The following is a 25,772-nucleotide window of genomic DNA, read 5'->3' as shown; positions in this document are numbered from 1 at the left end:
CGGGAGTGAATGCGACTTCTTTGGCCTGAAGGCGCTGAGTCGCTGTCGATGAGTGTGTGTGGGAATGCTGGTGCGCTCAATGGCAGGCGCCGCCAGCTTGGTATCCTTGCTGACCTGGTGGCTCGGTAGCTAAGGCCATTGTCAGGCTATGCGACAAGACTCAGTCAGTCTTCCATGGGTAACTGAAACCTGGCTCGATAAGCGCCTGGCGTGAATCCAACGCGCTGACGAAACAGACGCGAAAACGAGCTGATATCACTGTAACCAACATAGTAAGCGATTCGCTCGGTGCTCAGGTCGCCGGCCTCCAGCAACGCTCGCGCCATATCGATTCGAAGGTTCTGTAGATAGGTCAGCGGTGACTGCTCAAGCACTTTATTGAAGCGGCGTATCAATGTGCGTTCGCTGACGGCCAACTCTTGCGCCAGGTCAGTCATGCGCACCTGGTCGACCAAGTGCTCCTGAAGCCACTTTTGCGCGCGTTGAATCAAGGGATCATTGTGGGTCCTGTCGGCGATAAGCGGCTGAAAAGGTGTCTGCGTCGTTTGGGTCAGATCGATCAGCATGCTGCGGGCGCACTGCCTAGCTATGCTCTCTCCAGCGAACTTGTTAAGCACGTGAACCGCCTGCAACAAAAAAGTGGCATGTGCGCCACCGCAGACGAGGCGTTCAGATTCCGTCACCGCCGGGCGCATTTGCAGGTCAACCTTCGGGAACCGGCTGCGGAAATGCCCCTCCAGCCACCAAGTGGTCGTTGCAACTTGGTTGTCAAGCAAACCCGTCTCGGCAAGCAAGAAGGTACCCGTGCAATTGGCGCAGAGCCATGCGCCATTTCGCCATTGCCTAACCAGCCAGTCACACACATCTATCTGTTTTTCCAAGAAGCTCTGGAAATGCTGCCAGCCGCGATAATGCAGGCTGGGAATAAAGACCAAATCATAATTCTGGTCCTTCGGCAGCGCCCGCATGCCAAGCTCAAGGCCATTGCTTGTACGTACGGGCCGGCCGTTCTGCGATATGAAGTGCCATTCAAAAAGAACCGCTGACGGCATCCCCTGTTTTGACATGTGCGCGTTAGCGACCTGAAGCATGTCAGCAAAACCTCCGACTACGGAGGCGTAGGAATCATCAAAGCCCAGAATTGCAACAACCGTCATAGAGGAGCCTTTTGGAAGGAATGGCGATATTCGCATATTTACCGTCGTTTTTGCCTATTACGCCATCCCATCAGATTGCCTACCGTTCATCACGTTGTTTCCCAGGGTGCAGAAGAGATAACCATGACCCATATTTCCAACGTACCGGTTAATGCGGCTGTTACGCGACACCAGGATCGCCTTTACCACGACCTGAATATCCCGCAAGAAATTCTGGCTATCCGTCAGGAAATTCGTCGCTTCGCTGATGAACATGTCGCCCCGCTGGCTTACATAATTGGTCACACCGAGGAATCCGTTGCAGCTTTCCCGCGCGAACTGTTCGCCAAGATGGCCAAGGCAGGCTTATTCGGTATTCCCTTTGCCGCTGATGTTGGCGGGCGAGGGCTCAAATATCCCACCGCAGCGACTGCCGTAATGATCGAGGAGTTGGCCTACCATTCGAACTCGGTGGCCGCCATCGTGGACGTGCACTGCATTCTCGCGGGTAATGCGCTGAACCACGGGTCGGACTCGATCAAACAACGCTATCTCAGGCCTTTGCTCAGCGGCGACAAGATCGGGAGTTTCGCGACTACCGAGCCGGATGCCAGTACCGACTTGAGCGTTGAAGCCATGGGCACCCACGCTACGCGCACCGAAGATGGCTACATCGTCAACGGCCGCAAGCGTTTCATTTCCAACGCCCCAGTTGCCGACTTTGTTGTACTGCTCTGTGTCGATGGGGCGCGCATGACCGAGTTGGTGGTCGGGTTGAATTGGCCAGGTGTTCGTGTTGGCGAACCCGACAAGAAAATGGGCAACCATGGTCAACTGACGGCGGATATCTACTTCGACAACGTCAAAGTGCCCATGACGAACGTCGTTGGCCAGCCCGGTGAAGGTCTCAAGATAGCGTTGCAAACACTGACGTTCGGGCGCATCGGGATTGCCGCGAGTGGGACCGGCATGGCTCAGGCATTGTTTGATCACAGTATCGCGCGGCTCAAGACGCGCCGGGCGTTTGGCAAAGCCATCGCGCAGTTCCAACACTGGCAGTTCAAGATGGCCGAGCGCGCCACTGAAATCGAGAACGCCCGCAACCTGTATCTCAAGGCGGCGTTGCGCATGGACGAAGGGCTCGCTTTTCCGGAGCCCGAGGCCGCGATGGCCAAATGGTACGGCACCAACCTTGCCGGTGAATTCGCCCGCGACGCGGTACAGATCTTTGGTGGCTACGGCTTTATGCGCGAGCTCGCGGCAGATGGTTCGCACTACCGTGTCGAAGAGATCTATCGCGACTGCAAGATCGCCGAAATCTATGAGGGAACCAATGAGATTCAGAAGCTAGTCATTGCACGCGCAATCTTCGGTAAAGGCATCACCGGCTGATGGGCTGACCAACCCGAGCCCAATGGAGAACTGTCCAATGCACATCCTCATTATCCACGCGCACAACGAGCCGCAATCGTTCAATGCGGCCATGAAAGATCTGGCTGTCGAAGAACTACGGGAGCAGGGGCACTCTGTCGAAGTGTCTGACCTGTATGCCATGAGCTGGAATCCGATCGCCAGCGCGGCTGACTTTGGCAGCCGCGTAAATTCAGAGTACCTGACGTATGCCTTGGAACAGCGTCACAATTGCTCGCAACGCACACTGGCGCCGGATATCCAGGCGGAGCTGGACAAGTTGCTGAAGGCCGATATGGTGATCTTCAACTTCCCAATCTATTGGTTCTCGATGCCGGCGATCATGAAAGGCTGGATAGACCGGGTATTGGTTTCTGGCGTCTGCTATGGCGGAAAGCGCTTTTACGACCAGGGAGGCCTGGCTGGCAAGAAGGCCATGCTCGCCATTACTGTCGGCGGTCAACCACACATGTTGGTGAGCGGCGGCGTGCACGGTGAACTCAACGACATGCTCCGGCCTATCCTGCGTGGAACGTTGGCCTATACCGGGATGACTGTGCTTCCGACCTTTGTTGCCTATCACGTACCGTACATTTCCCAGGAAGCACGTGTCACTCAGTTAGCGATGTATCGACAGCACCTGCGTTCGCTGGACACACTGCAGGCGCTTTCATTCGTCTCACTCAATGAGTTCGATGAGAAATTGCACCCGATTTCCGCTCCGGATTCTTAGCAGACACCACGTTTGCCTTCCTCCTTGGTGACTTTGTATCGGCTCGTGTCGGTTCGGTTGAGGTAAGAAGGTAACTGCCCCAAGTTGAACTTCTGCTCAAAAAAACATATGTGACTGACTCCATTGTGCTTTTTAAGCAAAAATTGTCATTTTCGAACCTACCAATTGCACTTTATCTGCCCTTAAAGTGCGCGGTTTTCTCACTATCGGTATACCTATGAATCTCTGGTTTCGTCTTCTGCTTCTGCTGTTTCGTAGACCCTGGCGTAAACCGGTCGACGGGCTGGCAACGACTGTCATCCGCATGCGAGTTTGGCCGCTTGATCTCGACTTCAACCGACACGTCACTAATGGTCGGTATTTCACCTTGGCTGATGTAGGACGCATGGACTACGTCCTGCGTAGCGGCGCATTTCGGGTCGCGCTGCGTAACAGGGCATTTCCTATCGTTGGAGACACGTGGGGTAAGTTTCGTAGAGAACTCAAGCTGTTTGAAGCTTTCGAGATTCACACCAGAATGCTCGGCTGGGACGAAAAATGGAGCTTCGTCGAGCATCGCTTTGTCAGCAAAAAGCGAGTGGTTGGCGTGGTCGTGATGCGAGGTCTGTTCCGCTCTGCGGAAGGCACGATTCCACCTGATGACTTCGTCCGAGAGATGGGTTTAGCCGAGCACTCACCAGCAATGCCCAAATGGCTGACAGATTGGTCGAAAAGTTGCGAAGACATGAGTCGACAGCTTCGAAGTGAAGAAGGCCTATCTGACTCGATTCGTAGCTAGCATGGTGGGGCGTCTCCAGTATGGGGGCGAGTGTTCGAACCACTCCTCTCCGACTCTATTTTTTTCAACAGAATCAGCTTATTTCTGTCGATCGATCTGAGTCCTCGCTCGGCGGACGTGAAGCTTTCCCGTGATGGGGCAAAAATCACCACCCGGGCAGCCACCTTGTCGCGGCGTAACCGCGTCACGCAAACGTGACCTGAGCCTGGAGTGCGAACGCGCATCACGGTTCGAGGTGCGGCCTCATCAGGTCCTCGAACCACTCGATGAATGCCCCGAGCCGACGCGTTCTTTGGCGCCGGTGCGGATATAGCAAGGAAACCGGCATGGCTGCTGCACGAAACGCGGGCATGACCTCGATCAGTTCCCCGCTGTCCAACAGGTGCTTTACGTCGAAGCGGGGTATCTGAATCAGGCCGAGCCCGGCACGGCAACAGGCAATGTAGCTCTCGGCATTGTTGACGACGACCCGGCTAGGTACGTTACTGGTCTGCTCCTGCCCATCGGCAGGAGGGTGTTCCCAGGGTAACTCCCGCCCCGTGGTGGGAGAGGCGTAGCCAACCGCCCAGTGCCCGGAGGCAAGGTCCCTCGGCTGCTCCGGCACGCCGTGTTCATGCAGGTAGGCTTTGCTGGCGCAGTTGATCAAGGCGATAGCCCCTAGCGGCCGCACCGCCAGGCTGCTGTCCTGCAGGGTCCCCACACGTACCGCGCAGTCGACGCCTTCCTGCACCAGGTCGATGGCGCGATCGGCAGAGCCGAGTGCCAACTGCAGTCGAGGATAGCGGCGCAGCAGACCCGGCAACGCCGGCGCGATTAGGCGTCGCGCAATGCGACTGGGCGCATCGATCCTGAGCTGGCCAGCCACTTGCCGCTGGCTGCTTTGGAACAATTGCTCGACATCCTCGGCGTCCGCCAGCAATGGACGCAAGCGCTCGAGCAATTGTGTGCCATCAGCTGTCAGATGGACCTGGCGCGTCGTGCGGTTCAGCAGGCGGGCGCCGATCTTTTCCTCCAGTTGCTGGATCGCGGCGGAAACGCTGGCGCGAGGCAATTCCAGCGCATGGGCGGCTTTGATGAAACTGCCCATTTCGGCTACCCGCACGAAGACGCGGTATTGATCGAGTTTGTCCATGTCTGCATTCAACCTTGGGAGCGGTGCCAATCCCGGACGCGGAATCGGCATCCGTGGGACGGTAGGATGATCACCCCGCGAACCCTCCCTGATCCAGAAAGATTTGCTCCGCCCTCGTGGTCTGGCGCAACAGTAGCGGATTGCGGTGCGGAAAACGGCCGAAACGGCGGATGATGTCGCGATGGCCCTCGGCATGGGAGCGGGCGGTCGGCCCCAGCCGGGTGTTGAGTGCCACGGACACGTCCTGATCGGCGATGTCTTCCGAATGCGCGAAGGGCAGGCAGAAGAACAAACGCAGTTCCGGATCAACCGCGTCCATGTACCGTTGCGAATGCGCGATGCGTGCGAAGTGCCGCGCCAGTGGGTCGGTCGCGTACATGTGGCCAGTGCCGCGGAAAGCATTTCGCGGGAATTGGTCGAGCAGGATCATCAGCGCCAGCGCAGCTTCCGGTTCACCGATCCAGTGGTCGACCTCGCGTCGGGCCGCCGCCAGGTGCAGGTCCAGAAAGCGTTCGCGAAAGTGCTGATCCAAGGCCGGGTGCTTGTCAAACCATCGCTCTGCGCCGACTTCCCGCCAGAATTGGACCACGTCGGTCGTGCGTTCGCCGGTATTCAGCGGCATCGCCGGGTGTCGAGAAGGGATTATCGCCATCGCATCAGCCCTTCGGTTGCGCATTGCCCTGAATCAGGGTTTTGCCGGCATAGATGCCGCCCGACACCTCCATGGCCAGGCGCTCGGCGTCCGTGCGGCGCACCTGGGCCGCGAGTGCTTCGGACGTCTCGGGCGTCGCGCCGAGCGCCATCGAGGCTTCGCGGCCAAAAGCCATGGCCGATTCGAAGGTGACGCGGACCTGGTAGTCCACATCGGCCTTGATCAGTTCGATGGCGTGTTCGCGGTCGTGAGCGCGGGCAAGCACCCGGGCATGGGGGAACGCCACCTTGGCCTGTTCGACGATCCGCGTGGCGGCCCGCGCATCGTCCACGCACACCAGGATGGCGCGGGCATGGTGCGCGCCGGCGGCATGCAATACATCGGCGCGCGTGCCGTCGCCGTAGTACACCTTGAAGCCGAAGTCACTGGCGTCCCGCGCCACTTGGGGGTCATGGTCGATGATGGAAATGTCGGCCCCCAGCGCCAATACATGCTGGCTCGCGATCTGGCCGAAGCGACCGAAACCGACGATGAGCACGCTGCCGGCCAGTGCGTCGGGCGCCTGCGCCCCCTCCATGGAAACTCCTGTCCTCGGCCCCCATCGCCGGTGTGCGATCACCGCCATCGGGGTCAGCGCCATGGACAGCACGATAATGGCCGTCATGTTGGCGTTGACTGTCGGATCGATCACGCGGTTGGCCAGCGCGGCAGCGAAGAGCACAAAGGCGAACTCGCCGCCCTGGGCCATCAGCACGGCGCGATCCAGGGCGTCGGCGTGCGAACTTTTCGCCAACCGTGCCACGCCGTAGATGCACGTGCTCTTGATCACCATCATCGCGAGCACGCCAGCCACGATGATGGGCCAGTTACGCCCCACCGCAGCCAGGTCCAGTGACATGCCCACGCCAAGGAAGAACAGGCCCAGCAGCAAGCCGCGGAAGGGTTCGATGTCGGCCTCGAGTTGATGGCGAAACGTCGATTCGGACAGCAGCACGCCAGCCAGAAAGGCCCCCATGGCCATGGACAGACCACCCAGTTGCATGAGCAGTGCCGCGCCCAGTACCACGAGCAGGGCGGCGGCGGTCATCACCTCGCGGGCTTTGGCGTTGGCCAGGATGCGAAATAACGGGTTGAGCAGCCAGATGCCTGCCCCAACCAGTGCCGCCAGCGCGCCGGCCGCGACGGCGATGCCAATCCAGCGTGATCCGGCCGCCGGCGCGGATGGATCAATGGGGGCGATGAACGCCACCAGCGCCAATAGCGGCACGATCAACAGGTCCTCGAACAGCAGGATGGCCACTATCTTCTGGCCACGCGGGGCCGCGATGTCGCCGCGTTCGCCCAGCAGTTGCATGACGATCGCGGTGGAGGTGAGCACAAAGCCCATGCCGCTGACGAAGGACACCGCCAGCGAGAAACCGAAAGCCACGCCCACTCCGGTCAGCAGCAGGCCGCAGACCAGGATCTGCAAACTACCCAGGCCGAAGATGTCGCGCCGCATGCTCCACAGATGGGAGGGCCGCATCTCTAGGCCGATGACGAAAAGGAACATCACGACCCCGAGTTCGGCGGTGTGCAGGATGGTCTGCGGGTCGCTGAAAAGCCCCAGCCCGAACGGGCCGATCGCCAGCCCCGCTGCCAGATAGCCCAGCACCGAACCCAGGCCCAGACGCTTGAACAGCGGCACGGCCAGCACCGCCGCACCCAGCAAGGTTAAGACCTTGGTCAGGTCACCCGCACTGCCTTCGATCGACATGTCTCGGTCCTCAAAGTCAGGTGCGTGCGAACTGCCAGGCCGCAATAGCGGCCGCGATGGCAGGCAGCGCAAAGACCAGCAGCAGGATTGGAAACTCCTCGCGCGCGCTGTAGCCTGCATGGCTGACGCCCACCCACATGTTCACACCCGCCACCAGCAGCCACACCGGCACGAATACCTTTGCCGCCAGCGCCATGCCTAAGGCGCTCGCGCCCCAGAGCCAGCCGAACAGGACGAAGACGCCCAAAAGAACCAACCCACCGCCTATTACCATCAGCACATGCATTTCCATTTTCCTCGTCCGTTGATGGGCTTCAATCCGGGCGCCTTCTCCCTCAACCCGTCAATCGACCGGCGAAATAATTCCGCCATTGATGAAGCTGGTGGTGCCCGTCATCCAGCGAGCTTCCGGTGAGACGAGGAATAGGCCGAGTGCCTTACTTGGTGGTGTAGCCGCCATTGATGAGAATCGTCTGGCCGGTGATCCACCAACCGTCGCTCACCAGGTGGCGAATGAAGGGCACCACATCCTCAATGTCGGTCAGGCCGGTTTTGCTGGACGACGAGAGCGCGGCAGCCGTCTTGTGGTACGCCACGGCATCGGCGCCTTCGGCCGGGTAGAAGAACGGCGTGTCCATCGGGCCGGGGCCGACCGCAGTCACTGAGATGCCCCGCGCACCCAACTCCTTGGACGCTGCGCGAGTGTAATGTTCGACCGGTGCCTTAGTGCCTGCATAGGCGGCGTAGAACGGTGTGAATGCGCCCAGCAGCGAGGTGACCACGGTGCAGATCTTGCCGTTGTCGTTCAGGTTCTTGCCGGCTTCCTTGAGGAAGAAGAAGGCGGTCTTGGAATTGACCGCCGTCATCTCGTCGTATTCGGCCTCAGTTATCTCGGCCATGGGTTTCTTGAGCACCTTGCCGACGGTGTTGATAGCGATGTCTGGCTTGCCTACAGCGCTGATGGCGTCGGCAAACAGCTTCTCGACGGCACCCGCTGTGGTGAGATCCGCCTGCAACGCCACTGCTTGCGCGCCGCTGGCCTGAATGGCCGCGACGGTCGCATCGGCATCGGTTTTGGAGGAAGTGCTGTTGTAATGGATGGCGATGGCCTTGGCGCCCTGCGCGGCCAGGTCGCGAGCGATCAGACCGCCGAGGTTTTTGGCTCCGCCGGCGATCAGTACTACCTTGCCCTTGATGGAATGGTCTGCCATGGGAAATCTCCTGCACGGGTGGAAGGAGTTTCAGCATAGGCCCCCATATGCGTTGGATAAATCAGGCTTGGCTGGATGGATTATCCATAGAATCAGTCCAATCCAACGCTCTTCCAAACACAACCTAGGCCTCCGTCGACGGCTGTACCGGCAAGTATCTTGACCCACCGCAATGTTTTAATGAGGGTTTCTGTAGGCTGGTTCGCTGCTAAAGCGCAGCCTCGAGTTTACGACCCAATACACGATTGTACTCGGCTTTGGCGGTCTGCTCGGTAAACTCTCCCGACCATTTCGAGACCACTACCGTCGCCACGCTATTGCCGATGGTGTTGCAGGTGGCGATGGCCATGGACATAAAGCGATACACCCCGAACAGCAATGCCAGGCCTTCCACTGGCAGCACACCAATGGCCGTCACCGTGGCAGCAAACACCACGAAGCTGCCACCGGACACCGCCGCCGCACCTTTTGAAGTCACCAGCATGATGGCAATGGTTCCCAGTTGTTGCTCCCAGCTCATCGGTACGCCATAGGCATTGGCGATGAACAGCACGCAAAGCGACATGTAGATGGACGTGCCATCAAGGTTGAAGGCATAACCGGTGGGCAAGATCAGACCGACGCTTTGCTTCGAGCAACCGAATTTTTCCAGCTTTTGAAGCAGGCGCGGCAGGGCGCTTTCCGAAGACGCCGTGCCCAGTACGATGAAAATCTCATCCTTGATGTACCTGAGAAATCGCCACAGGCTGAAGCCTGAGATGCGGCAGACCGCACCCAGCACCACGAAGATGAAAAACGCGACGCAGACGTAGAACATCAGCACCAAGTTTGCCAGCGACATCAGCACGGCGCTGCCATTGCTGCCGACGGCGTACGCCACTGAGCCGAAGGCGCCCAGCGGTGCGAACTTCATAATCAGGTTGATGAACTCGAAGAAGCATTCGGAGACCCGGCTCAAACCGTCCTCGATCACGCTGCGGCGTTCAGGCTTGAGGGCCAGCAGGGCAAAACCGAACAGTACCGAGATTACCAGCACTTGCAGCAACTGCCCGCCGGCGAAGGCACCGACGAAGTTGTCCGGGAAAATCCCGTAGATGAAATCCATCGTCGAGGCCGGGGCGTGACCCTTCGCGACGGCTGCACTGGCAGCGGCAGCCGTGGCGCTGCTTGGATGGGCGTCGTGCATGCCCGAGCCGATGTTCAGCAGATTGCCCCACAGCAGGCCGATGGCTAGGGCAAGGGTGGACACGATTTCAAAGTAAATCAGCGCACGCAAGCCCACCTTGCCGACGCGCTTGATGTCGCCGGCCGAGGCGATGCCATGGACGACGGTGAAAAACACCAGGGGGGCAACGGCGGTCTTGATCAGCTTGAGGAAGATGTCGCCAAGGATTTTGAATTTTGTAGCCAGTTCCGGGGCTAGGAACCCGAAGGCGATACCGAGCACCATGGCGGCGATGACTTGAAAAGTGAGGTCTTTGTAGAGCGGCTTTTTGTTGACAATGGTCATGTCTGCGATCTCGTTGTTCTTATTGGCGAGTAAAATGCAGAAGGGGCTCGACCAGCGACGAGCCCCGTGAAGTCAGCGCTTGACGGAACCCTCGCGAGCCAGCGCGATATCCACCATCCGGGGGGCAAGACCCAGATAGTTGGACGGGTCGGTCAGGCGCTTGAGTTCCTCGACATCCAGTTGCGCCGTCGCTTCGCCTTGAGCGAGCAACGCATCGAGCAGGCTGGTGCCTTCATCGTTCGCCATGCGGCAGGCGGCATACACCACGTCATGCGCCACCTGGCGACCCAGTGCCGGCGCCAGGCCCATCATCACGGCTTCGGCGACGATCAGGCCCCGGGTCATGTCGAGGTTCTTGCGCATGCGTTCGGGGCGAACTTCCAGGCCGGCGAGCATGAATGTCGCCTGGCCGAGAGAGGCGGCACTCAAGGCGAACGCTTCAGGAATGGCAATCCATTCAGCCTGCCAAGGGCCGGTGGAGCGTTCGAAGTCCTGGATCATGGCATCAAGCATCAGGCCCGCGTGCTGACGCACACCTTTGGCAGCGGCGTACATCAATTCGCAGGAAATCGGGTTGCGCTTCTGCGGCATGGTGCTGCTGGCGCCCCGTCCCTTGACGAACGGTTCGTACACTTCACCGAGCTCGCTGGTCATCATCATCATGACGTCCAGGGCGATCTTGCCAAGCGAGCCTGTGACCAGCCCGAGGAAATTCAGGGTCTCGGCCAGGCCATCTCGGGCTACATGCCAGGTGGCTTGTGGCACGCCCAGGCCGAGTTCGGCCATCAGTGCTTCCTGGACTTCAAGGCCCTTGTCACCCAATGACGCCAGCGTGCCCGCCGCGCCAGCGAACTGGCCGATTTCTACCCGTGGGCGCAGTTCCACCAAACGCTCGGCGTGACGGTCGAACATGCTCAGCCACACCGCACATTTGTAGCCAAAAGTAATGGGCAAGGCATGTTGCAGGTGGGTACGCCCTGCCATCGGCGTGTCCCGATACCGCTGGGCGAGATCGGCCAGCAAGCCACGTACCGCCTGGATGTCGCGTTCGACCAACGCCAGCGCTGCGCGTACCTGCAGAACAACGGCGGTGTCCATGATGTCCTGGGTGGTGGCCCCCCAGTGGACATAACGACCGGCTTCGCCACAGGTTTTCGACAGTTGTTCAACCAGGGGCAGGATCGGGTAACCGACAATTTCGGTTTCGCGCTGTATCAGCGTCAGGTCGAGGGAATCATAGGTCGCAAGTTCGGCGATCTGTTCGGCGGCCTGGCTTGGGATGACCCCGCAGCGTGCCTCGGCACGGGCCAGTGCCACTTCCACTTCGATGTAGCGTTCGATCAGGGCTTTGTCGGAAAACACACCGCGCATCTCGGCGGTGCCGAACATGTCGCGAAAGAGGGCGGAGTCGAAGACAGTGCTGGACATGGGGTAATCCTGATATGTTTGTTATTTATCGGACATATTAATTATGTCCGTACATAATTCTTACGTCCTCACTGATACACTGTCAACTCGGTGAACGCTTGAGACTGATGAAAGGTATGAACCAGACGCGCTATGCGGTCGTTGCAAAAGACCTGATGGAAGGAATCTCCAGCGGGAAATTTCCGGTAGGGAGCCTGCTGCCCACAGAGTTCGAATTATGCGAGCTGTATGACGTGAGCCGGCATACGGTGCGTGCCGCCATCACCCAATTGCAGAACCAGGGGCTGGTCTCGCGGCGCAAACGGGTGGGCACCCGAGTCGAGTCCGCCACCCCCAAGGGCGGCTATTCGCAGTCGCTGGCGTCGGTTTCAGACCTGGTTCATCTGGCCGAAACCCAAGTGCGCAGTATTCAGAGCGTGCAGCACTTCGTGGCCGACATTGCGCTGGCCAAGCGATTGGGGCTGGAGCCCGGCGAACATTACTTTTGCGTATCCAGCATTCGAGTCGACCAGGAAAACCTACGGGCACCGTTATGCTGGACCGACGTGTATGCCCAGGACATTTATTCAGAAGTCATTGAACTGGCCGAACAGCATCCTGACGAGCTGATTGCCGCATTGATCGAGCAGCATTTCGGTCGACACATCGACGTGGTTGACCAGCAGGTCCGTGCGGTATTGCTGTCGCCCGAGATTTCGAAAAGCCTCAATGCTGAGGCGGGCTCCCCGGGGCTGAACATTCTTCGTCAGTACCGTGACGAGGAGGGAGCCGTGATGGTGGTGTCGGAAACCACCCATCCTCAGGACAGATTCACCCTGGTGACACAGATGCGCAGGGAAAAGAATTTGGTCTCGCGGAAATAGAAATGGGTGACTGCTTTTGGCTTCGGATTCAAACGGTCGAAGTAGCATGGAGAGAGGTCTAGATACGTTGAGCTTGGCGCATAGCGATTAAGGATTTATTGGAGTCCAGCTAGAAGACGTTGCATCGAGTGTTGAGGTATGCAGCCAATCGTCAATGACGGAAGTTTTATCGATTGGCTATAGATAGAATCCAACAGCGTAGATTGGATCATTCGTAGCTGGCTATTGATACGGGCAGAAAACAAGTCCAGAATTGAGTCTTTTCCTGCCCCGGCAAGAAAATAAACCCCTTATATTTCAATGAGTCGGACGCCAGATACGAGTCTCGTTTCCCGCTCCATATTCACAAAAACGCCGCTCAACAGAGCGGCGTTTTTGTATGCGCGCGATTTGTGGTTGTGTCATCTGTCATAAAGAAAAAGGCCCGCCGAAGCGATTCGGCGGGCCTTTTTGCGTTTTGCGTCTGCTTACCAGGACAGCATCAGTCGGCCAGCAAACAGAATAAGCACCACGCCCATGGTGCGCTCGAACCAATGGCCCATGCGCATGAACAGCAGGCGAACCCGATTGCTTGAGAAGAACAGCGCGACCACGACAAACCACAGCGCATTCACAAAGCACATCCACAGCCCGTAAAAGGCCTGGATCTGCAGGGGCGTGCTGGCGCTGATGATCGTGGTGAAGATGGCCAGGAAAAACAGCGTGGCCTTGGGGTTGGTTGCATTGGTCAGAAAACCGGTGCTGAAAGCTTTGAACAGGGTTTGTTCGACCACGGGTTCATCCGCAGCTTTTTCACCTTCAACGGCCGATTTGGGTTTGCTGCGCAACAGGCTGACGCCCAGATACAGGATATAGGCACCGCCAATCACCTTGGCGACGGTCAGCAACCACGGGGTGGTGTGCATCAATGCCCCGACACCCAACAACGTGTAGAGCACGTGCACGGAAATCCCCGCGCCGATACCCAGCGCCGTGCAGATCCCTACCAATCGGCCGAACCGTACGCTTTGGCGAATGGTGACTGCGAAGTCCGGGCCGGGAGCAACCACAGCCAGAAAGTGAATGGTTGCCAGCGCCAGAAACTCGCCCAGATAATTCGAATACATCTCAGCTCCAATAGGTCAGGGGTGAAGCATTGCCGCGATAGCCGACAAAAAAGGAAAGGCTCAAGCGCGGATCGGCCACGCCCGGGGTCACCGAGTGCATGCGCCGCGAATTGAACATGATGAAATCGCCGGGTTGCGGTCGGACTTCCAGCGCGGGTGGGCCGAGCAGTGCCGGTTCGATGCCGTAACTGTCACCGCGCATCTCGTCGAATTGATCCGGGGTGATGTCGTCGTCCCACATCTGCAACGCACCGCCCTCGGTCGGCATGTTCAGGTAGACATTGCAGGCGAACTGCGCCTCCAGGCTGCGGGCCTGGAAACTGTCCGGAGCGTCCTTGGCGAAGATGTCGTGATGGGCGAGGAAGCACACCCCGGGCTTCACCACGCGCGAAAGGCCGACATACATTTTCCGGCCGTAGAGGTTTTCCAGGTGCGCGCCGGCCGGCCAGGATTCGTCGAGCATGCAGCGCAAGGTGTCGATCGGTGAGGAGTAGGGCGCGCAGCGATTGCGCAGTTCAGCGATGTTGCTGGTGGCGCGTTCGAAGTAGTCCTCAATCAGCAGCGGCTGGTTTTCCGCCTCGTAAAACGCCATGCCGATGCGGCCGATACTCGGTGCGTTGATGTAACCCTCGAAGCCTGGAGCGAGAATCTTGTCGCCAATCTGAATGGCCAGCGGCTCAGGCAAAAAGCCTTTGACGCGGATGGCGAGGACTTCTTCGTTGGCCAGTTTTTTTATGCACGTCTCATCGAGACGCTCGACGTCTAGCATCATTTTTTTAGGTCCATCTATCGATAGTCAACGGAACCTGCGAATGCGGTTCCCCGGCGTCGGGCGCTGCCTGAAGCAGCGCCCGAAATGCTCAATCCACGTTGTAGTGGACGGATAACGTGCCTTTCTTCTGCGAAAGGGACGCGATCGTGACTGTGCCCAGATCCTTCAGGCTGCGTACGTGGGTGCCACCGCAGCCATAGGCGGGCAGTTCACCAAAACCGATTTCCCGCGCACCTTCGCGTAGCGAGGTCAGGCGGGGCAGGTCGTGCTCGATCCACTGGTCGATCCCGTGTTGAACGGTCTCTGCATCGACTTCCTGCGCGGTGTCGCCGGGTTTGAATTGCACTCGGCCTTCATCCGGCCAGTGATGGGCTTTGATCGGCATCCAGCCCAGCGCCTGGACGAAATGCCCGATCAGGTGCCCGGCCGAATGCATGCGTGTATTGAATTGGCGGCGCTGTTCGTCGATGCGGATGCAGGTCATGCCGAGCTTTACCGGTCGGTCGACAAAATGAATGATCCGGTCCGGTTCCTGCACTACACGCAGTACCTGGCTTTCGCCGATCCAGCCGGTATCACACGGCTGACCACCGCCCTGCGGGTGAAACAGCGTGGCGCGCAAGACCACGGCGAATTCGTTCTCTTGGGGCGTGCAGTCGAGGACTTCCACATTGGCCTTGAGGTCATCACTATGGAAAAAGAGGCGAAGCGTCATATTCCATGCCCTTATTAAAGTTTCTTTTTTTATTATATGAATCGTGCAATAACGTGATAATCCGTTCAAACATCAAAGGACTTGTGCGCTGTGAGCATCAATCTGCCGCTACCGCTGCTTGGTGAAATGGCGATTTTCGTCAAGGTCGTCGAGACCGGAAGCTTCTCTGAAGCGGCTCGGCAGTTGGGTTCATCGCCGTCAGCGGTGAGTCGCAGTATTTCGCGGCTGGAAAAAGCACTGGCCACGCGACTCTTGCAGCGCACCACGCGCAAGCTGCGCTTGAGTGACGGCGGCGAGGAGGTATTCAAGCGCTGTCAGGAAATGGTCAGCGCGGCCAAGTCGGTGATGGAAATCAGCGGCCAGTTCACCCATGAAGCGGAAGGACTGGTGCGCGTCAGCGTGCCGAAAGCGGTGGGGCGCTTCGTGATTCATCCGCACATGCCCGAGTTCCTGCGGCGTTATCCCAAGGTCGATGTCGAGTTGTTGCTGGAGGATCGCCAGGTCGATTTGATCGACGACCATGTCGATCTGGCCATTCGTATTACGGATCGACCACCGGCCGGGCTGGCCGGCAGGCAGTTACTGACCATCGACCATTTGCTCTGTGCCACGCCGCAGTACCTGGCCGAGCACGGCATACCGACTCACCCGCATGATCTGCTCAATCACAGTTGTATTTATCTTGGGGAAACCCCGAGTGATGCGCGCTGGAAATTCAAGAAGGGCAGTAAGGCGGTGACGGTAGGTGTCCGCGGTCGGTATGCCGCCAATCACACCGGTGTGCGGCTGGGCGCGGTGTTGCAGCACATCGGCATCGGCAGCCTGCCGTATTTCACCGCCCGTTACGCGCTTGAGCAAAAGTTGGTGGTGCAGGTGTTGCCGGACTGGACGTTCCTCGCGTCCTATCACGGCGGACTGTGGTTACTGCACTCGCCGACGCGCTATCTGCCACCCAAGTTGCGGGTGTTCATCGACTATCTGGTGGAGTGCCTGGAGAAAGAGCCGACCTTGAGCAAACCGGGCAAATCAGTGGGGGAAAGCAACGCGGCGATGGCGTATGAATTGCCCGAAAGCGAAGGGTTGTTGTAGCGCAAAGCAAAAGATCGCAACCTTCGGCAGTTCCTACAGGGGATTGTGTGAGTCCACTGTAGGAGCTGCCGAAGGCTGCGATCTTTTGATCTTCAACCCACTGTTAAATCAGTGCTTGCTGTCCTGAGCGGACATCGCCAGCAGTTGTTTTTCCTGGTTCCAGTCGAACGGTTCATCGTTCTGTTCGGCTTCGTAGCGACGTTCTTCCAGTGACTGATACAGGTCGATCTCTTCATCGGACAAGTAATGCAGGCAGTCGCCGGCGAAGAACCACAACAGATCGCGCGGGATCAGGTGGGCGATTTGCGGATAACGGGTAATCACTTGAGTCAGGATGTCCTGGCCCAGGTACTGGCTTTCGATCGGATCGATCGGCAGCGATGCCAGCAGTTCGTCGAAGCGCTCCAGGAACAAGGCATGGCTTTCTTCGGGAACCTGTTCGGCCTCACCTACGGCGACCAGGATACTGCGCAGGTGGTCGAGCAAAACAAGATGATCGGCAACGACGTTGGACACGAGATAAGTCCTCAAGAGCAAAACGGGCGCGGGAGTATAAAGCTCCCGCGCCCTCTTGGACATGGTTGTCAGGATCAGCGGACTTTGCCCTCTGCCAGTTTCAGTTCCTCTTTGTCGAAGTCATCCACGTCGATCACCTTGCGTCGTGCGGCTTCGGCATCGCGCAGGCTCTGTGCTTCTCCCGGTTGCAACACCCCGGCCTCCAGCGCCGCATCGATGGCGTGCTCACCTGCGACCGGTTTGACCTGACCGCTTTTCAGCGACGTGTGCAGTTTTTTGTGCAGTGGCTGCGCGGCATTCAGCAAATCACTGGCGTGTTGCAGCGCGCCGACTGCATCGTCTGCCGACTGCGGGCGATAGCAACCGGCAAGCAACTCTTCCAGCGCCGGATCACCTTTGGCGCGACCAATCACGCCTGCCACTTCGGCACCGAGTTTGTCCGAAGGGCCTTTGTGACGACGACCGAACGGGAACACGATGGCTCGCAGCAGGCAACCGAATACCTTGTTCGGGAAGTTGCGCAGCAATTCATCCAGCGCCCGTTCCGATTGGCCGAGGCTTTCTTCCATCGCCCATCTGAACAGCGGCTCCATGTACGCCGGCGAATCCAGATCGTGATAACGCTTGAGCGCGGCCGAGGCCAGATACAGGTTGCTCAACACATCACCCAAACGTGCCGACAGACGCTCGCGACGTTTCAGTTCGCCGCCCAGCAGCATCATGCTGAAGTCGGCGAGCATGGCGAACGCCGCTGCCTGACGGTTCAGTGCGCGGAAGTAGCCTTGGCTGATCTTGTCGCCCGGCGCGTGTTCGAAGTGGCCGAAACCGAGGTTCAACACCAGCGTGCTGGCGGCATTGCTCACGGCGAAACCGATGTGTTTGAGCAGCAAACCATCGAACTCTTTCAGCGCCTGATCCTTGTCCTCACGACCGGCGAGGGCCATCTCCTTCAGGACGAATGGATGGCAACGAATCGCGCCCTGACCAAAGATCATCAGGTTGCGCGAGAGGATGTTCGCACCTTCGACAGTGATGAAGATCGGCGCGCCGTTCCAGCTACGCCCGAGGTAGTTGTTCGGGCCCATGATGATCGCCTTGCCACCGTGCACATCCATGGCGTGGCTGATGCATTCGCGGCCGCGCTCGGTGAGGTGATACTTGAGGATCGCCGAGAGCACCGAGGGTTTTTCGCCCAGATCCACTGCGTTGGCAGTGAGCATGCGCGCCGCGTCCATCATCCACGCGTTGCCGCCGATGCGCGCCATGGCTTCCTGAATACCTTCGAAAGCCGACAGCGGTACATTGAACTGCTCGCGAATCTGCGCGTACTGACCGGTGACCAGGCTGGTGAATTTGGCCGCACCAGTGCCGACCGCCGGCAACGAGATCGAACGGCCGACCGACAGGCAGTTCATCAGCATCATCCAGCCCTTGCCGAGCATCTCCTGACCGCCGATGAGGAAGTCCAGAGGGATAAACACATCTTTGCCCGAGTTCGGGCCGTTCATGAACGCCGCGCCTAGTGGCAGGTGACGACGACCGATTTCCACGCCTGCGGTGTCGGTCGGAATCAGCGCGAGGCTGATGCCAAGGTCTTCCTTGTCGCCCAGCAGATGCTCCGGGTCGTAGGCCTTGAAAGCCAGGCCGAGGAGGGTCGCGACCGGGCCGAGGGTGATGTAGCGTTTTTCCCAGTTCAGGCGCAGGCCGATGACTTCCTGACCTTCCCATTGACCTTTGCAGATGATCCCGGTGTCGGGCATCGCACCGGCATCTGACCCGGCGAGCGGACCGGTGAGGGCGAAGCACGGGATGTCATCGCCCCGAGCCAGGCGCGGCAGGTAGTGATTGCGTTGTTCGTCGGTGCCGTAATGCAGCAACAGTTCGGCCGGGCCGAGGGAGTTCGGCACCATCACGGTGGAGGCGAGGTCACCGCTACGCGTAGCGAGTTTCATCGCCACCTGCGAGTGGGCGTAAGCCGAGAAGCCTTTGCCGCCAAATTCTTTCGGGATGATCAGGGCGAAGAAACCGTGTTCCTTGATGTGCGCCCAGGCTTCGGGTGGCAGGTCCATCGACTGGCCGATCTGCCAGTCAGTGACCATCGCGCAGAGTTCCTCGGTCGGGCCGTCGATGAACGCCTGTTCTTCCTCGCTCAATTGCGCCTTGGGATAGGCCAGCAGTTTGTCCCAGTCCGGGCGGCCGCTGAACAGCTCACCGTCCCACCACACTGTGCCGGCGTCGATTGCGTCGCGTTCGGTCTGCGACATGGGTGGCAGGGTTTTCTGGAACCAGTTGAACAACGGCGCAGTGAAATGCTTGCGACGCAGATCAGGCAGCAGCAGCGGAGCAGCGACCACCGCGAGCAGCACCCAGAACACCAGCAACAGCCAGCCCGGCGCATGACTGAAAATACCCATCGCCAGCAGGTAGACGGCCACGATGCCCAACGCAGGCAGAGGTGAAATACGCCGGTGGGCGAGATACGCCACACCAACGATCAAAACCAGTATCCACAACAACAGCATATTCAGTCCTCCGTGAACCAAGGCAAATCGACCCTCCAGAGCTTAGACGGCATCTGTAAAACCGGGTGGTCAGACCAAGGTGATTGAAATCGTGGGAAACCCCGGATGGTTTTCGTAGGTTCGGTGGGCAACACGTGTGGGAAATCGTTCGCTGATCCCGCGTCTTTGCGTCCAAGTTTGGCCGAAACGTCGTTATCTCTGTGCTGACGCTGTCGCTAGACTCGGGGTTCACCCAGGAGATTGTCGTCATGCGCGAGTATCTGAGTCCCGGCCGCTTCATCGATAGTGACCACCCGGCAGTGGTGGAGTTCGCCGAACAACATCGGGGTGCCAGCCGCGATCCGCTCGAGCGGGCGATCAATCTTTATTACGCGGTACGTGAGGCGGTGCGCTACAACCCCTACACCTTCAGTCGCGATCCGCAGACCTTGCGTGGCAGCTATGCGCTGACGACGGGGGAGAGTTATTGCGTGCCCAAAGCCACGCTGCTTGCCGGTTGTGCCCGGCATTGCGGGATCCCGGCGCGTATCGGTCTGGCCGACGTAAAAAATCACTTATCGACGCCACGTCTGCTTGAGTTGCTGAAAAGCGACATGTTCGCCATGCACGGGTACACCGAACTGTTCCTCAATGGACGCTGGGTCAAAGCCACGCCGGCGTTCAATCAGAAGCTTTGCGAATTGTTCAACGTAGCACCGCTGGAGTTCGACGGTATCAACGACAGCGTTTTCCACCCATTCAATCGCGACGGCGCGCAGCTCATGGAGTATCTGGTCGATCACGGCCAATTCGCCGATGTCCCGGAAACGTTCTTCTTCGAACATTTGCAAAAGTGCTATCCGCATCTATTCACTGATCAGCAGCCGCAACGGCTGGGCGATATGCAGAGTGATTTGAGCCGTACCTGATCCGGCGTATGCTGCCTGCCCACTCATTTGAAAAGAGGCGCTCATGCTGAAGATCTGGGGACGGAAAAACTCATCGAATGTCAGGAAGCCATTGTGGGCGGCTGAAGAGCTTGGCCTGGCCTACGAGGCAATCGATGCCGGTGGCACATTCGGCGTAGTCGACACACCCGAGTACCGGGCGATGAACCCGAATGGCCGGGTGCCGGTGATCGAAGACGACGGTTTCGTGCTGTGGGAGTCCAACGCCATCGTCCGCTATCTGCTGGCTAAGCATGCGCCCGACAGCAACTGGTATTCGGCAGATCCGCGAGTTCGCGCCATCGCCGACAAATGGATGGACTGGACCACGTCGAGTTTTGCCGGCCCGTTCCGCACGGTTTTCTGGGGCGTGTTGCGCACCCCGGCGAACAAGCAGGACTGGGCTGCGATCAACGCTGCGATCAAGGAATGCAATGAGTTGCTGAGCATGGCCGACCATGCCTTGGCCAGTCAGCCTTATCTCTCTGGACAAGACATCGGCATGGGCGATATCCCATTGGGCAGTTTCATTTATGCCTGGTTCGAGATGCCCATCGAACGCGCACCACAAGCGCATCTGCAAGCTTGGTACGAGCGCTTGAAGCAGCGTCCGCCCTACCAGAAAGCCGTCATGACCGCGTTGACTTAATACCTACTATCGACACACTTGACTGTACTTGTACGGCGGCGGCAAGCACCATTGCGCACTTGCGCTGCGGTTCGATCCTTCGCCGCCGTCTCCTTTTTCCCTTCAATGGTGCGTAAATCAGATATGAGTTCCGCTCTGTCCATCCGGCAGCTAACCAAAACCTACGGCAACGGGTTCCAGGCCTTGAGTGGTATCGATCTGGACGTTGCCGAAGGTGATTTTTTCGCCTTGCTCGGCCCCAACGGTGCTGGCAAATCCACGACCATCGGCATTCTCTCGACCCTGGTGAACAAGACCAGCGGCACAGTGAATATCTTTGGTCATGACCTGGACAAAAATCCTGCGCAGCTCAAGCGCTCGATCGGCGTGGTGCCCCAGGAATTCAACTTCAATCAGTTTGAAAAGACTTTCGACATCGTCGTGACCCAGGCCGGTTACTACGGCATTCCGGCGAAGATCGCCAAGGAACGCGCCGAGCAGTACCTGACCCAGCTCGGCCTGTGGGACAAACGTGACGTGCCGTCGCGTTCGCTGTCCGGTGGCATGAAGCGGCGCTTGATGATCGCCCGTGCGCTGGTGCACGAACCACGTCTGCTGATCCTCGATGAACCGACCGCAGGCGTCGATATCGAGTTGCGCCGTTCGATGTGGACGTTCCTCACCGAGCTGAACCAGAAAGGCATCACCATCATCCTCACCACGCACTATCTGGAGGAGGCTGAGCAGTTGTGCCGCAACATCGGCATCATCGACCACGGCACCATCGTCGAGAACACCAGCATGAAACAATTGCTGGGCCAGTTGCACGTGGAGACCTTCCTGCTGGACCTGAAAAACGACTTGAACGCCGCGCCGCAATTGCTCGGCTACCCTGCCCGGTTGATCGACAGCCATACCCTGGAAGTCCAGGTCGACAAATCCATGGGCATCACGGCGTTGTTCACCCAGTTGGCGCAGCAGAACATCGAAGTGCTGAGCTTGCGTAACAAAACCAATCGCCTCGAGGAGCTGTTCGTGTCCCTGGTGGAGAAAAATCTGTCGAAGGTGGCGGTATGAGTTCCGAATTCCGTCCCAACCTCGTCGCCCTGCAGACCATTGTTTACCGCGAGGTCAAACGCTTCACGCGGATCTGGCCGCAGACGCTGCTGCCGCCGGCGATCACCATGGTTCTGTATTTCGTGATCTTCGGTAACCTGATCGGTCGGCAGATCGGCGACATGGGTGGCTTCACTTACATGGAGTACATCGTGCCGGGGCTGATCATGATGTCGGTGATCACTAACTCCTACGGCAACGTGGTCTCGAGTTTCTTCGGCAGCAAGTTCCAGCGCTCCATCGAAGAGCTGATGGTGTCGCCGGTGTCGCCGCACACGATTCTGATCGGTTTCACCATTGGCGGCGTGTTGCGTGGTCTGATGGTTGGCGTGATCGTGACCATTCTGTCGCTGTTCTTCACCCATTTGCAGGTGCATCACTTAGGCGTGACCATTTTGGTGGTGGTACTGACGGCGACGATTTTCTCGCTGCTGGGCTTCATCAACGCAGTGTTTGCGCGCAACTTCGATGATATTTCGATCATCCCGACCTTTGTGCTGACTCCGCTGACGTACCTGGGCGGGGTGTTTTACTCGATCACCTTGCTGCCGCCGTTCTGGCAGACCGTGTCGTTGGCCAACCCGGTGCTGCACATGGTCAACGCCTTCCGTTACGGCATTCTGGGTGTGTCGGATATCAAGATCGGCATCGCGATCACCTTTATGCTGGTGGCGACGGTGGTGCTGTATCTCGGTTGTGCTCGGTTGCTGGTAAGCGGGCGCGGGATGCGTACCTGACTCCAGACCGAGTCGTGGCCATCGCGAGCAGGCTCACTCCTACAGGGGAACGCATTCCAATGTAGGAGTGAACCTGCTTGCGATGGGGCCAATCCAGACGCCACAAATCAGAACGGCCTCCCACTGCGGAGGCCGTTTTGCGTTCAGCGCATGCGACTCTTCTTACGCCGCGCCCATTGCCGCGCCACCCACCAACGCCAATACATCATCACAATGCAGTAGGCGAGGGCACCGAGTACCAGTCCGACTACCACCGAGCCGAGCAGAAACGGCTGCCACAACGTCGACAACTCGCCGCTGATCCACTCCCAGGTCAGCTCGTCCGGTAGATGTCGGGCGGGCACATCCATCAAAAACGCCCCGGCCTGATAGGTGCAGAAGAACACCGCCGGCATGGTGATCGGATTGGTCAGCCAGACCAGGCTGACCGCAATCGGCATGTTGCCGCGCACCGTGACGGCGAGGGCGGCGGCCACCAGCATCTGCGCCGGGATTGGCAGGAACGCGGCGAACAGGCCAACCGCCATCGCCCGGGCGACCGAGTGACGATTGAGGTGCCAGAGGTTCGGGTCATGCAGCAACTTGCCGAGAAAGCGTAAGGATTTGTGTTCCCTGATGCTCGTCGGGTCGGGCATATAACGTTTGAATAAGCGCCGGGGCATAAGGCTTCTCGGTCGGTTAAGGCGGCAAGTATGTCTGGATTCTACGAAGCGCCTATTCAGACTTTGTGACAATTGTTGACGACGCGTGTAACTGACAACCGCTATGCCTAAGTGCGGGACTCTCAAGGACGGGCTTATGCGCACAGGGATGATGGCGCTCGCAGTCGGTCTGCTGGTCGCGGTTTTTATGCCGGCATTACCGCCGGTCTGGTTGATGCTGTTGTTGCCGGTCGTGGCTTTGATGCTGCTGCCGTTTCGCAGCTATCCGCTGGCGTTTTTGCTGTTTGGCTTCACGTGGGCCAGCGTCGGTGCGCAATGGGCGTTGAATGATCGTTTGCCGGCCGGGCTGGATGGCGAAACCCGGTGGGTTGAAGGGCGGGTCGTCGGTTTGCCGCAGAACAGCGACGGCGTGGTGCGCTTCGAATTGGCTGATGCGCACTCGCGTCATGAAAAACTGCCATCGCTGATGCGGCTTGCCTGGTACGCCGGGCCGCAGGTCAACAGCGGCGAGCGTTGGCGCTTGGCGGTCAAGCTCAAGCGTCCCAGTGGATTGCGCAATCCCGAGGCCTTCGACTACGAGGCTTGGCTGCTGGCGCAACGCATTGGCGCCACCGGCACAATCAAGGACGGCCAGCGCTTGAGCGAAGCGCGCTGGGCCTGGCGTGACAGTATTCGCCAGCGTTTGCTGAGCGTGGATGCGCAGGGGCGAAATGGCGCATTGGCGGCGTTAGTGCTGGGTGACGGCTCGGGGCTCAGTCGCGAGGACTGGCAGACTCTGCAGGACACCGGCACCGTGCACTTGCTGGTGATTTCCGGTCAGCACATCGGTTTGCTGGCGGCGATGATGTATGGGCTGGTCGCCGGCATGGCGCGATATGGCCTGTGGCCGCTGCGCTGGCCGTGGCTGCCGTGGGCATGTGGTCTGGGGTTCGCGGCAGCGCTCGGTTATGGCCTGCTTGCCGGGTTCGACGTGCCGGTGCAGCGCGCCTGCGTGATGGTCGGGCTGGTGCTGTTGTGGCGCCTGCGCTTTCGTCATCTTGGCGCAGGATGGCCGTTGTTGCTGGCGTTCAACGCTGTGCTGTTGCTGGACCCGCTCGCCAGTTTGCGTCCGGGTCTGTGGCTCTCGTTTGCGGCGGTGGCGGTGTTGATCTTTACCTTTGGCGGCCGCTTGGGTGCGTGGCGCTGGTGGCAGACCTGGACGCGGGCGCAGTGGTTGATCGCGATCGGCTTATGTCCGGTGTTGCTGGCGCTGAATCTGCCGATCAGCCTCAGCGGGCCGCTGGCCAATTTGCTTGCAGTGCCTTGGGTCAGTCTTGCGGTGTTACCGCCGGCGCTGCTTGGAACCGTGTTGCTGCCTGTTCCTTTTGTCGGCGCCGGCCTGCTGTGGCTGGCCGGCGGTTTGATCGATGGGTTGTTTCACGCGCTGGCGACGATTGCCGGGCATTGGCCGGCATGGATCGCACCCTCGATACCCGCTTGGGTCTGGGTCATTGGCAGCCTCGGCGCCGGGTTGTTGCTATTGCCGCGCGGCGTGCCGCTGCGTCCATTGGGCTGGCCGTTGTTGCTGCTGCTGGTCGTGCCGCCACGCGATCAGATAGATGAAGGATTGGCCGATATCTGGCAGCTTGATGTCGGCCAAGGCTTGGCCATCCTGATCCGGACCCGCCATCACGCGTTGCTCTACGATGCGGGGCCGCGCTTTGGTGAGTTCGATCTCGGCGAGCGTGTGGTGCTGCCTTCATTGCGCAAACTGAGCGTGGAAAAACTCGATTTGATGCTGCTCAGCCATGCCGACGCCGATCACGCCGGCGGCGCTTTGGCGATCAGCCGGGGTTTGACTGTCGATCAGGTAATCAGCGGTGACCCGGCGGGGCTGCCCGCGCAATTGAACGCCGAAGCCTGTGCAAGTGGCCAGCAATGGCAATGGGACGGCGTACGTTTTCAACTCTGGCAGTGGGCGGACGCTGACGACAGCAATCAGCGTTCCTGCGTATTGCAGATCGAGGCCAATGGCGAGCGCCTGCTGCTGACCGGCGACATCGACAGCCATGCCGAACGCGTGCTGCTCGACGGTCCACTGGCCGTGCCGACGCAATGGCTGCAATCGCCCCATCATGGCAGCCGCAGTTCATCGTCAATGGCGCTGCTCAACGTCTTGAAACCCGAGTCCGTGCTGATCTCTCGAGGTCATGGCAACTCTTTTGGCCATCCGCACCCGACCGTGCTGGCGCGTTATCGCAAACTGGGCCTGCACATTTACGACAGTGCCGAGCAGGGCGCCATTCATCTGCAACTGGGCACCTTCAGGGCGCCACGCACGATGCGTCATCAGCGGCGTTTCTGGCGTGATCCGCCCGCACTGGCCCGCTGATCG

At 59.1% G+C, this 25,772-nt stretch carries 24 protein-coding genes; 10 read left to right on the top strand and 14 right to left on the bottom strand.

Translation table 11 applies throughout. The features are described 5' to 3' along the window. Positions 1-164 precede the first annotated feature (164 nt). The gene (locus J0G10_RS22430; protein WP_220556727.1) at positions 165-1,157 is read right to left on the bottom strand and encodes a GlxA family transcriptional regulator; all 993 of its coding nucleotides are present in this window, start codon (positions 1,155-1,157) and stop codon (positions 165-167) included. A 123-nt stretch (positions 1,158-1,280) separates the two neighbouring features. Here J0G10_RS22430 and J0G10_RS22425 point away from each other — a divergent pair, with 123 nt between their 5' ends. The 3 genes from J0G10_RS22425 (at position 1,281) to J0G10_RS22415 (ending at position 4,057) form a co-directional block, all read left to right on the top strand. After that, on the top strand, positions 1,281-2,528 hold the full coding sequence (locus J0G10_RS22425) for an acyl-CoA dehydrogenase family protein (protein WP_220556726.1): 1,248 nt from the start codon (positions 1,281-1,283) through the stop codon (positions 2,526-2,528). A 37-nt stretch (positions 2,529-2,565) separates the two neighbouring features. Next, positions 2,566-3,279: an NAD(P)H-dependent oxidoreductase gene (locus J0G10_RS22420; protein WP_220556725.1), complete on the top strand. Its 714-nt coding sequence runs from the start codon at positions 2,566-2,568 to the stop codon at positions 3,277-3,279. A gap of 217 nt (positions 3,280-3,496) precedes the next feature. Continuing rightward, entirely contained in the window at positions 3,497-4,057 is a 561-nt protein-coding gene (locus tag J0G10_RS22415) for an acyl-CoA thioesterase (RefSeq protein ID WP_220556724.1), read from the top strand. Positions 4,058-4,280: 223 nt separating this feature from the next. Here J0G10_RS22415 and J0G10_RS22410 read toward each other — a convergent pair whose 3' ends face one another. From J0G10_RS22410 to J0G10_RS22380, 7 genes are all read right to left on the bottom strand, one after another. Further along, positions 4,281-5,189, bottom strand: coding sequence for a LysR family transcriptional regulator (locus J0G10_RS22410; RefSeq protein WP_220556723.1), 909 nt, complete (start codon positions 5,187-5,189; stop codon positions 4,281-4,283). A gap of 70 nt (positions 5,190-5,259) precedes the next feature. Further along, on the bottom strand, positions 5,260-5,811 hold the full coding sequence (locus J0G10_RS22405; protein ID WP_220556722.1) for a DUF924 family protein: 552 nt from the start codon (positions 5,809-5,811) through the stop codon (positions 5,260-5,262). Between the two features lie 34 nt (positions 5,812-5,845). After that, positions 5,846-7,597 (bottom strand): monovalent cation:proton antiporter-2 (CPA2) family protein, encoded by a 1,752-nt coding sequence (locus tag J0G10_RS22400; protein ID WP_220556721.1) that lies wholly within the window; start codon positions 7,595-7,597, stop codon positions 5,846-5,848. A gap of 16 nt (positions 7,598-7,613) precedes the next feature. Continuing rightward, entirely contained in the window at positions 7,614-7,883 is a 270-nt protein-coding gene (locus J0G10_RS22395) for a hypothetical protein (RefSeq protein WP_220556720.1), read from the bottom strand. A gap of 151 nt (positions 7,884-8,034) precedes the next feature. Continuing rightward, a complete protein-coding gene (locus J0G10_RS22390) occupies positions 8,035-8,808 on the bottom strand; it encodes an SDR family oxidoreductase (RefSeq protein WP_220556719.1) in 774 nt (257 codons plus the stop codon). Between the two features lie 208 nt (positions 8,809-9,016). Continuing rightward, the gene (locus tag J0G10_RS22385) at positions 9,017-10,318 is read right to left on the bottom strand and encodes a cation:dicarboxylate symporter family transporter (protein WP_220556718.1); all 1,302 of its coding nucleotides are present in this window, start codon (positions 10,316-10,318) and stop codon (positions 9,017-9,019) included. 72 nt (positions 10,319-10,390) lie between these two features. Continuing rightward, the gene (locus tag J0G10_RS22380; protein WP_220556717.1) at positions 10,391-11,746 is read right to left on the bottom strand and encodes a class-II fumarase/aspartase family protein; all 1,356 of its coding nucleotides are present in this window, start codon (positions 11,744-11,746) and stop codon (positions 10,391-10,393) included. A 116-nt stretch (positions 11,747-11,862) separates the two neighbouring features. Between J0G10_RS22380 and J0G10_RS22375 the strand changes: the two genes are divergently transcribed. After that, the gene (locus tag J0G10_RS22375; RefSeq protein ID WP_220556716.1) at positions 11,863-12,609 is read left to right on the top strand and encodes a GntR family transcriptional regulator; all 747 of its coding nucleotides are present in this window, start codon (positions 11,863-11,865) and stop codon (positions 12,607-12,609) included. 467 nt (positions 12,610-13,076) lie between these two features. Here J0G10_RS22375 and J0G10_RS22370 read toward each other — a convergent pair whose 3' ends face one another. The 3 genes from J0G10_RS22370 to J0G10_RS22360 all read right to left on the bottom strand — a co-directional run bounded on the left by J0G10_RS22370 (position 13,077) and on the right by J0G10_RS22360 (position 15,202). Next, positions 13,077-13,715 (bottom strand): LysE family translocator, encoded by a 639-nt coding sequence (locus J0G10_RS22370; protein WP_095048634.1) that lies wholly within the window; start codon positions 13,713-13,715, stop codon positions 13,077-13,079. Position 13,716: 1 nt separating this feature from the next. Then, complete coding sequence (locus tag J0G10_RS22365) at positions 13,717-14,487, bottom strand: 2OG-Fe(II) oxygenase (protein ID WP_095125212.1); 771 nt, start codon at positions 14,485-14,487, stop codon at positions 13,717-13,719. 88 nt (positions 14,488-14,575) lie between these two features. Then, on the bottom strand, positions 14,576-15,202 hold the full coding sequence (locus J0G10_RS22360; protein WP_095048632.1) for an alanyl-tRNA editing protein: 627 nt from the start codon (positions 15,200-15,202) through the stop codon (positions 14,576-14,578). Positions 15,203-15,292: 90 nt separating this feature from the next. Between J0G10_RS22360 and J0G10_RS22355 the strand changes: the two genes are divergently transcribed. Further along, on the top strand, positions 15,293-16,291 hold the full coding sequence (locus J0G10_RS22355) for a LysR family transcriptional regulator (RefSeq protein ID WP_095048631.1): 999 nt from the start codon (positions 15,293-15,295) through the stop codon (positions 16,289-16,291). 108 nt (positions 16,292-16,399) lie between these two features. Here the strand turns inward: J0G10_RS22355 and J0G10_RS22350 are convergent, their stop codons facing one another. After that, on the bottom strand, positions 16,400-16,807 hold the full coding sequence (locus J0G10_RS22350) for a PA2817 family protein (RefSeq protein ID WP_095048630.1): 408 nt from the start codon (positions 16,805-16,807) through the stop codon (positions 16,400-16,402). 74 nt (positions 16,808-16,881) lie between these two features. Continuing rightward, entirely contained in the window at positions 16,882-19,329 is a 2,448-nt protein-coding gene (locus J0G10_RS22345) for an acyl-CoA dehydrogenase (protein ID WP_093435481.1), read from the bottom strand. Between the two features lie 248 nt (positions 19,330-19,577). On the opposite strand from J0G10_RS22345, the gene J0G10_RS22340 reads away from it, so the two are divergent. The 4 genes from J0G10_RS22340 to J0G10_RS22325 all read left to right on the top strand — a co-directional run bounded on the left by J0G10_RS22340 (position 19,578) and on the right by J0G10_RS22325 (position 22,736). Beyond that, complete coding sequence (locus J0G10_RS22340) at positions 19,578-20,237, top strand: transglutaminase-like domain-containing protein (RefSeq protein WP_093435478.1); 660 nt, start codon at positions 19,578-19,580, stop codon at positions 20,235-20,237. A gap of 43 nt (positions 20,238-20,280) precedes the next feature. Further along, positions 20,281-20,904 carry a glutathione S-transferase family protein gene (locus J0G10_RS22335; RefSeq protein ID WP_220556715.1) on the top strand — a complete coding sequence of 208 codons (624 nt, stop codon included), beginning with the start codon at positions 20,281-20,283 and terminating at the stop codon, positions 20,902-20,904. A gap of 123 nt (positions 20,905-21,027) precedes the next feature. Beyond that, complete coding sequence (locus J0G10_RS22330) at positions 21,028-21,960, top strand: ABC transporter ATP-binding protein (protein ID WP_093435472.1); 933 nt, start codon at positions 21,028-21,030, stop codon at positions 21,958-21,960. Beyond that, on the top strand, positions 21,957-22,736 hold the full coding sequence (locus J0G10_RS22325) for an ABC transporter permease (protein WP_008087860.1): 780 nt from the start codon (positions 21,957-21,959) through the stop codon (positions 22,734-22,736). The genes J0G10_RS22330 and J0G10_RS22325 overlap by 4 nt, the downstream gene beginning before the upstream one ends. 143 nt (positions 22,737-22,879) lie before the next feature. Here the strand turns inward: J0G10_RS22325 and J0G10_RS22320 are convergent, their stop codons facing one another. Continuing rightward, positions 22,880-23,398, bottom strand: a complete 519-nt coding sequence (locus J0G10_RS22320) for a DUF2062 domain-containing protein (protein ID WP_095048627.1) — start codon at positions 23,396-23,398, stop codon at positions 22,880-22,882. Between the two features lie 136 nt (positions 23,399-23,534). Between J0G10_RS22320 and J0G10_RS22315 the strand changes: the two genes are divergently transcribed. After that, entirely contained in the window at positions 23,535-25,769 is a 2,235-nt protein-coding gene (locus J0G10_RS22315) for a DNA internalization-related competence protein ComEC/Rec2 (protein ID WP_095125210.1), read from the top strand. Positions 25,770-25,772: the final 3 nt, after the last annotated feature.

The organism is Pseudomonas germanica, from assembly GCF_019614655.1.
GTDB classification, from domain to species: Bacteria; Pseudomonadota; Gammaproteobacteria; order Pseudomonadales; family Pseudomonadaceae; genus Aquipseudomonas; species Aquipseudomonas neuropathica.
The sequence above is the reverse complement of the archived record's forward strand: the minus strand, read 5'-3'. Positions and strand labels throughout refer to the sequence as shown.